We start from the raw sequence: 8,084 nt of genomic DNA, 5'->3' as shown, positions 1-8,084 counted from the left end.
AAGTGGGGTGCCGCTGGTCGATGCGCTTAACGTTGCGGGCAACCCAACGCTTGCCACGCTGGTTAATGTGTTGGGCCTTGCGGGGTTGGTAGCGTCATTTTTCTCGATTATCTATGGCTACAGCCGTTTGGTGTTTGCGCTTTCTCGTGCGGGCTACTTACCAAAACCACTGTCACTGACCAGCGAGCGTAAAGTGCCTTATCTGGCGCTGATTGTGCCTGGTGTATTTGGCTTTTTGGTCTCACTTAGCGGCGAGGGTGATCTAATTCTAGGGATGGCCGTTGTCGGCGCGACGCTCTCTTATGCATTGATGGCGCTCAGCCACATTCTATTGCGAGTGAAACAGCCTGACTTGCCGCGCCCTTATAAAACACCCGGTGGTGTGGTGACCTCTGGCGTTGCGTTAGTGCTTTCCCTCGTCGCGCTGACCGGTGTCTATGCTTTCGACCCCCGCGCGTTTAATTACACCATCGTTCTATTCATTGCTGGTGCAGCGTACTACTTCCTTTACAGCAAGAATAAGCTGGTGGCGAAAACCGCTGAAGAGGAGTTTGCGCTGGTGACTGCTGCCCCGGAAGAACTAGACATTGACGAGCCGGTGCCAACTGCTGCCAAGCTGTAATGTTTGATCCTAACCGCCTAGGCTGACTAGGCAGTTTAAGCCTCTGTGCCCAATGGCCCAGAGGCTTTTTTATGATGAGTGCTAAAACAGCCAGCTGCTTTCTTAAACATGCGGATTACCCACCAAGGTCTTCTCGCATGTAGTGCTCCGTTACGCGAAGCTGGGAGAAATAATCAGGAGCACCGCCATGAAGCACTCTCCCGCGTATCGTTTAGCGGCCACTATTCTGCATGGATTTGATGGCTACCGAGCACGCTTCAAGCAGATTACCTTTGACGCCAGTCGGCGTTTTCGTGATGGGGCGTGGCGTGATGCCCAGCAAGCCTCAGCGGCGCGGATTAACCTTTATGAAGAGAAAGTGGGCGATACGCTGACACGTTTGCAGCGTACGTTTGATCATGAGGCGCTTACGTACTGTGAGACCTGGCGGGAGGCACGTGAGCACTATGCGCAGCTGATTAGTCAGCGGTTGGATTACGAGTTGGCCGAGACATTTTTTAACTCACTATTCTGCTCGATTTTCCACCACCGCCATATTCGCAATGACTGGATGTTTGTGTACAGCTCCCGAGAAGATGCTGCGCACCATTCTGGAATTGAGCTTTGTCGACAGTATTCCGTCAATGGCGATTGGGCTCAAGCGCTTGCCTGGGCGCTTGAAGAGGCACCATTTGATAACGCCTTTGCTGATCTGGAGCGCGATATTGGACTAGCTGCAGGCCTATTAGAAACCCTGCTTCCCGCCGCTATTTTGCAGTCAGAAGACGCTCAATTAGAGCTGTTGAAAAGCGTCTTTTACCGTAATAAAGGGGCCTACTTAGTCGGCCGCATTTTGGGTGGCGGTGAGCAGGTGCCACTGGTGTTACCTATTCTACATGGTGAAGGGTTTGGCGAGCAGCAGGGCGGCGACCCCTGCCTGCACCTGGATACCGTGCTAACCGAGACCGATGAAGTCTCGATTATTTTCTCGTTTACCCGTGCCTACTTCCAAGTCGATGTGCCGGTGCCTGGGGAGTTTGTTCATTACTTAAAACAGCTCATGCCCCATAAGCCTGAAGGCGAACTGTATGCCGCGATTGGCTTTTTTAAGCATGGCAAAACCGAATTTTTCCGTGCCCTAAACCTGCAAGTGGCCAAGCGTGAGGATCAGTTTGTCATTGCGCCTGGTGTGCGTGGCATGGTGATGGCGGTGTTTGTGCTACCTAGTTTTCGCACCGTGTTTAAGATCATTAAAGATAAATTCGATCCGGCCAAAGAGGTCACCCACGCGATAGTGCGCGAGAAATACCGCCTGGTGAAACGCCATGACCGTGTTGGGCGTATGGCTGATACCCAGGAGTTCTCGAATTTTATCGTGCGTCAGGATCACTTTGCGCCAGAGTGTTTAGAGCACTTGCTAGAAGTAGCGCCGTCTACTGTGTCATTGAAAGATGACAAGGTGATAATCAAGCACTGCTATACCGAGCGCATGATGACACCGCTGAATATCTATCTGGAGCAGTGCAGCGCGGACGAGCGCGTGATGGTGCTCAAAGACTATGGTAACGCCATTAAACAGATGGCAGCAGCGAACATCTTCCCGGGCGATATGCTGTTAAAAAACTTTGGTGTTACCCGCCATGGTCGAGTGATTTTTTACGATTACGACGAGGTGTGCTATCTCACGGAGTGTCGCTTTCGGCACATGCCCAAATCGTATGGCAATGACTTTCAGGGAGGTGGTGGGGAGAGTTTTTACGTTGGCCCCAACGATATCTTCCCCGAGGAGTTCGGCCCCTTTATGTTTGCCAACCCGGAGCTGCGCGGTATTTTTATGCAACAGCATCCGGAGTTATTTGATCCCGATTACTGGTTGGAGCTACAGCAGGCCATTGTCGATGGTCGGGTGATTGATGTTTACCCATATCGTAATAAGCAGCGCTTCGCGGGGACTATAGGGCAGCTGGTATATTAAGTAACCTCTGATTAACTATTGCGCTTGGCCATACTGCGTTAAAAATCGCCTCAAAATGCTCATTTACAACTCGTAAACTCCGCTTTTTCGTTGATTTTTGCCTTGTCTGGCCTGCGCTCATTACATTAATAAGAGGCTCCTTGTGAAACAGTAAGCAGTGATTTAGTCGAGGAAAACATGACAGCACCACCGCACCTAGTGGTTTTTACCGGTTCAGGGATTAGCGCCGAGAGTGGCATTAAAACGTTTCGTGCCAGCGATGGCCTGTGGGAAGACCACCCAGTCGAAGAGGTAGCCACGCCTGCGGGCTGGCAGCGAGATCCTCAGCGGGTGCTGGAGTTTTATAATCTGCGCCGGGAGCAAATTCGTAAGGCCAAGCCAAACGCTGCCCATAAAGCCTTGGCGGCGCTTGAAAAAGATGGCTTTAGAGTCAGCGTGGTTACGCAGAATATTGATGATCTGCATGAGCGTGCAGGGTCGCGTGATGTGTTGCATCTGCATGGTGAGATTTTGAAGGCGCGCTCTTCAGTGGATGCGCGGCTGCGCTATCCACTGCCGAAAGGCGGTATTGCGCTGGGAGATATTTGCGACAAAGGCAGCCAGCTGCGCCCAGATGTAGTGTGGTTCGGTGAGTCGGTGCCGCTGTTTGAAGACGCCTGTGAACTTGTTAGCCAGGCGGATTTTTTGCTGGTGGTGGGCACGTCTTTGGCGGTTATGCCCGCAGCATCGCTGCTATCGTATATTGATTTGGATACCCCGTGTGCGCTGGTCGACCCCGACGCGGATGCCTTAACACCGCCGGGCGTTCTAGCGATTAACACCACTGCAGGTGAAGGCGTTCCTGCCTTGGTCAACCAGTGGCGCAAACAGGGCAATTTGATGCTGCCTTGAGTGTTCTCTAATAACTATTGCTTTAAGAGCTATCGCTTCAAAAACCATGCCTTCATTACGTCGGTAATCTGAGTTATTTCGGCGTCGGTGGCGATATAAGCGGGCATGGTGTAAAGCCAGCGGCCGATTGGGCGCAGCCACACACCTCGCTCGCGGGCGAACTGCCCGACACCTTTCAGCGTCTCGGCGGAGTGCGCTTCAATCACTGCGGTGGCACCCAGCACCCGCACATCGGCCACGTCTGGGTGGGCGTTCAGCGCAGAGTCGTCAATTAACGCTCGGCTAAGCTGTTGGCTGAGAGTCGCAATCTTGTCCAGGTAGTGCTCCTCTTCAAACACGCGCAGGCTTTCCAGCGCGACGCGGCAGGCCAGCGGGTTGCCCATAAATGTCGGGCCGTGCATAAAGGCATGGTGGGCGCTGTCGCCAACAAATGCATCGTGAACGCGGTCGTTGGCTAGGGTTGCTGCATGGCCTAGATAGCCGCCGGTTAGTCCTTTAGAGAGCACCATAATATCTGGTGTCACGTCAGCGTGATTGGCAGCAAACAGCTTACCCGTGCGGCCAAAACCGGTGGCCACTTCATCAAAAATCAGCAGCACGCCAAACTCATCGCATAGCGCCCGTGCGCCGCGCAGGTAGTCAGGCGAGGTCATATTCAGCCCGCCTGCTGCCTGTAACAACGGCTCCATCAGCAGGGCAGCAATCTCATGGTGATGGCTCGCCAGTACGTCGCGCAGCGCCGCTAAATCGTCGGCTACCTGTTCCGGTGTGGCGTTAAACGGTGCGGTGGGCGCGGGAGCGAAGTGGTGTTGGGGAAGCAGGCTGGCGAACAGGCTGTGCATGCCTTCTTCAGGGTCGCATACCGCCATACAGCCGGTGGTGTCGCCATGGTAGGCCTTCATTAACGAAAGCATCTTGCACTTTTCGGGGTGGCCGATGAGCACCTGGTACTGCAGGGCCATTTTCATCGCCACTTCCATCCCGACTGAACCACTGTCGGAGTAGAACACGTGATTAAGACCGTCAGGGGTGATGCGCACGAGCTCCCGAGCAAGCTGGTCGGCGGGATTATGGGTGAGGCCTCCGAGCATGACATGGCATAGCTCGCCTGCCTGTTCACGAATGGCCGCGACTAAACGTGGATGGCCATAGCCATGAATCATGCACCACCAGGAGCAGGTCGCGTCGAGCAGTTGCTCGCCGCTTTCCAGGGTGAAATGGCTACCGCTGCCGCCGACCACTTTAGGGGCGGGTGCTTGTGTTTTGAGGTGGGCGTAAGGGTGCCAAACGGGAGAACTCATAGAGCGGCTTCCTGATTCAAAACTGAGGTGTTGAGCAGTGCAGATAGTGAAAGCGCGTGGCGCGCATGGGTGGCATCGGCGGTGGCTAAATGAGGAATAATGCCTAGACATGGCGCGTTAAGGGCGTTTTTAAGCAGCGCGATATTGGCCTCAAAGCGCGCTGTATCAGCGGCGAACTCAGGGTCCACTACGCTGCCGACCCAACCCGCAAGGGGTAGGCCATCGGCAGCGATCACCTCCGCGGTAAGCCGCGCATGATTAAGACAGCCAAGCTTTAGTCCCACGACCAGAATAACGGGCAGCTGCATCATCCGCGGTATATCGGAAAAGTCGTTGTGCTCATTGAGTGGCACACGCCAGCCGCCAGCGCCTTCAATGAGCGTTAAATCGCGCGGCATGTCGTTTAGGGTGGCGGTAAGCGAGGCCACTACGCTATTGACGTTAAGAGCGCACCCCGCCTCGCTGGCGGCCAGGTGCGGCGCAATAGCGGGCGCAAACGCCCACGGGTTAACGGTGGTGTAATCGACGGGGGGAGCGCTCTGTTGTTGTAGCGCCAAGGCGTCGCTATTGCGCAGCCCATCCGCCGTGATGTGGCTGCCAGAGGCAATCGGCTTAAGCCCCAGCGTGCTGAGCTGCTGCTGTTTGGCAGCGCACAGCAGTGCGCTGGTGGCCAGGGTCTTACCTGCATCGGTATCGGTGCCGGTTACGAAATAGACGGTCATGGTGATTTTTCCAAGCGCAGAGTGAGGCAGTGGTAGCTAACGGGGAGCCCTTGGGGTTCACGTAGCGTTTCAAAACGCTGGCGGGCGGCGACCAGGTCTCGGCGGGTAAGACGTGCCTTGGGCCGCGCCACCTGGGCGCCTACCCCCTTAATTGAAGCCATGACGGTAGTGAGATCGGGGTAGTAAAACCGCCGCCACTCGGTAATGCGATCAACCAGCGTTAAGCCGCTTAAGGCAACGGCGCGTTCAAGTGTCAGGGCATTCGGTGTCTGCAGTAATGCCTCCGGGCGCTGCCAAGCAGAGGCGACTTCTGCCAACGTGCCGGGTAAGAGCGTCGTGAGATGCACTTGGCCGCCAGGGGACAGCACTCGTTGAAGCTCGCGCATCACCGCATCGATATCGCGGCACCACTGGATGGCAAGGTTGGAAAAGACCAGATCAAAGGTGCTGCGCTCAAAAGGCAGCGCGGCGGCATCGCCTTGCTGCCAACGAATATGATGGCCATAGCGCGCCTGGGCATGGGCGAGCATGCCAGGGGCAATATCCAGCCCAGTGACGTTGGCATGGGGAAATTGAGTGGCTAGTCGCTGTGTCCAGACACCGGTGCCGCAACCAAGGTCGAGTATGTTGTCGGCACTCGGCGGAAGCGATGACCAGAGCGTTTCCCCTATCTGGCGCTGAGCGCTGGCCAGCGCATCGTAGCGGGGTGCCGCGCGAGAGAAAGCGTGGGCGACTTTTGCCTGCCAGTTTGGCGCTGGCGTTGCCGTTAGGTACATACGTGCTCCTTGGCGACCAGTGCGGCCTGGGAAGCGATGGTCGCGACTAGTTGAGCAGGTTGGGAAAGCATCGGGCAGTGTCCTGCGTGGGCAAGGTTAATCGCCTGAGCGCGGGTGCTGGAAGCTACTAGCGGATCGTGCTCGCCCACTAGTTGAATGACCGGACAGGGCGCCTCTTGCAAACGCTGGGTGTTATCCAGAGTGGCAAGCCAGTGAAGCCCTTGGGATAGGGTGCTGTTAGTAGCGTTGGGGGTGTCACCCAACATGGCACGTAGCTGTTGGTGGGCGTGGCGAGCGTTAGGTTCGCCTTGGGTTTGCCAGCGTAAGAAATGCCGCCAGGTGGCGTCGGGGGCGCGGCTAAAGGCGCGCTGAAAGCTGGCAAGCTCGGCTTTGCTCACGCCGTCATCGCTACAAAACTGACCGCCTGTGCCAATCAGCACAAGGCCGCGTGGCGCAGGCAGCTTATCGAGCAGCGCGCTGGCTAACAGCCCGCCCAGCGACCAGCCAACCCACACAGCGTTACTGGGCAGTTGGTCGGCCATGGCGCTGGCAAGGGTATCAAGGGTGGCCGGTTCAGCCAGGGCAGGGGTATCGCCATAGCCCGGCCAGTCCACCGTGTGTACATCAGTATGGGCAGGCCAGTAGGTGTCCAGCGGCTGCCAGATGCGCTGATCGATCCCCCAGCCCGACAGCAGCACCAGACGTTGTGGGGCGTCTAGGCGGGACATGCTGCTTCCTCTCTCTGACAGGCGTTCAGCCCTTCAATAAGCCGATCAATATCGCCTGGAGTGTGGCGGGCACTCAGCGTAATACGCAGCCGTGCGGCACCATTAGGTACCGTGGGCGGGCGAATCGCCCCGACGTGAATACCCCGTTGGGCGAGCTTAGCCGCCCAAGCCATGGTGCGTGGCTCGTTGCCGAGTAACAGCGGTTGAATAGGTGTATGGGAGTCGGCAAGGGGCAGCCCGAGCGCTTGGGCCTGCTGGCGAAAATAGTTGATATGGCGCGTAAGCTGTAGGCGGTGTTCAGGCTCGCGCTGCACGATAGCCAGCGCTTCCAGGGTCGCTGCGGCAATGCTGGGGGGTTGGGCCGTGGTATAGATATAGCTGCGAGCAAACTGGGTGAGGTGCTCAATCAGCGCCGCGTCACCGGCCACAAACGCGCCAGCGGTGCCCAGTGCTTTGCCCAGTGTACCCACCAAAATAGGCACCGCTTGGCTATCAAAACCTGCCACACAGCCGCTGCCGTTAGCGCCTAACACGCCCAGACCGTGAGCATCATCGATCATTAGCCAGGAGTTGTGTTGCTGGCTGACGTGGGCAAGGGTGGCAATATCGGCAACGTCGCCATCCATGCTGAACACGCCGTCGCTGACCACCAGCTTATGGGGGGCGGAACTGCGCGCCAACAGACGTTCAAGATCAGCGCTATTGCGGTGATGAAAGCGTCGCGAGCGAGCGCCGCTTAGCGTTGCACCATCGAGTAGCGAGGCATGGTTCAAACGGTCTTGAAAGAGGGCAGTGTGCGGGTCAGCGAGCGCCTGCAACACGCCAAGGTTAGCCATATAGCCAGTGGAAAACAGTAGTGCACGCTGTCGTCCGGTCCACTCGGCTAGGGCGTCTTCCAGTGCGTCGTGAACTTCCAAGTGGCCGCTGACCAAGTGCGACGCGCCCGCGCCTGCGCCAAAGCGGCGCGCACCCTCTGCCTGGGCAGCTTGCACGCGTGGATCATGAGCCAGCCCGAGATAGTCATTGCCGGCAAAGTCCAGCGTGCCAAGGGTATTCACTCGTCGGTGCCGCCAGCGCTGTTGATCAACAC

8 protein-coding genes are annotated in these 8,084 nt (G+C 56.9%); 3 read left to right on the top strand and 5 right to left on the bottom strand.

Features of this window, described 5'->3' with window-relative positions:
* From INT22_RS21265 to INT22_RS16205, 3 genes are all read left to right on the top strand, one after another.
* A partial coding sequence (locus INT22_RS21265; protein WP_226912822.1) for an amino acid permease occupies positions 1–622 on the top strand: 622 nt, incomplete at its 5' end.
* A gap of 187 nt (positions 623–809) precedes the next feature.
* On the top strand, positions 810–2,576 hold the full coding sequence (gene aceK, locus INT22_RS16210; RefSeq protein WP_193068563.1) for a bifunctional isocitrate dehydrogenase kinase/phosphatase: 1,767 nt from the start codon (positions 810–812) through the stop codon (positions 2,574–2,576).
* A gap of 177 nt (positions 2,577–2,753) precedes the next feature.
* On the top strand, positions 2,754–3,467 hold the full coding sequence (locus INT22_RS16205; protein ID WP_193068562.1) for an SIR2 family NAD-dependent protein deacylase: 714 nt from the start codon (positions 2,754–2,756) through the stop codon (positions 3,465–3,467).
* Positions 3,468–3,496: 29 nt separating this feature from the next.
* On the opposite strand, the gene bioA is transcribed toward INT22_RS16205, so the two are convergent.
* The 5 genes from bioA to bioF all read right to left on the bottom strand — a co-directional run.
* A complete protein-coding gene (gene bioA / locus INT22_RS16200; RefSeq protein ID WP_193068561.1) occupies positions 3,497–4,768 on the bottom strand; it encodes an adenosylmethionine--8-amino-7-oxononanoate transaminase in 1,272 nt (423 codons plus the stop codon).
* Complete coding sequence (bioD, locus tag INT22_RS16195) at positions 4,765–5,490, bottom strand: dethiobiotin synthase (protein WP_089039166.1); 726 nt, start codon at positions 5,488–5,490, stop codon at positions 4,765–4,767. The genes bioA and bioD overlap by 4 nt, the downstream gene beginning before the upstream one ends.
* The gene (bioC, locus tag INT22_RS16190) at positions 5,487–6,266 is read right to left on the bottom strand and encodes a malonyl-ACP O-methyltransferase BioC (RefSeq protein WP_193068560.1); all 780 of its coding nucleotides are present in this window, start codon (positions 6,264–6,266) and stop codon (positions 5,487–5,489) included. Before bioC ends, bioD begins: the two co-directional genes overlap by 4 nt.
* Positions 6,257–6,994, bottom strand: coding sequence for an alpha/beta fold hydrolase (locus INT22_RS16185; RefSeq protein WP_193068559.1), 738 nt, complete (start codon positions 6,992–6,994; stop codon positions 6,257–6,259). Before INT22_RS16185 ends, bioC begins: the two co-directional genes overlap by 10 nt.
* Positions 6,982–8,084, bottom strand: a 1,103-nt coding sequence (gene bioF / locus INT22_RS16180; protein WP_226912821.1) for an 8-amino-7-oxononanoate synthase, incomplete at its 5' end; no start/stop codon positions are given. The genes bioF and INT22_RS16185, both read right to left, overlap by 13 nt.

The organism is Halomonas sp. 3D7M, from assembly GCF_014897885.1.
Lineage (GTDB): Bacteria > Pseudomonadota > Gammaproteobacteria > Pseudomonadales > Halomonadaceae > Vreelandella.
The sequence above is the reverse complement of the archived record's forward strand: the minus strand, read 5'-3'. Positions and strand labels throughout refer to the sequence as shown.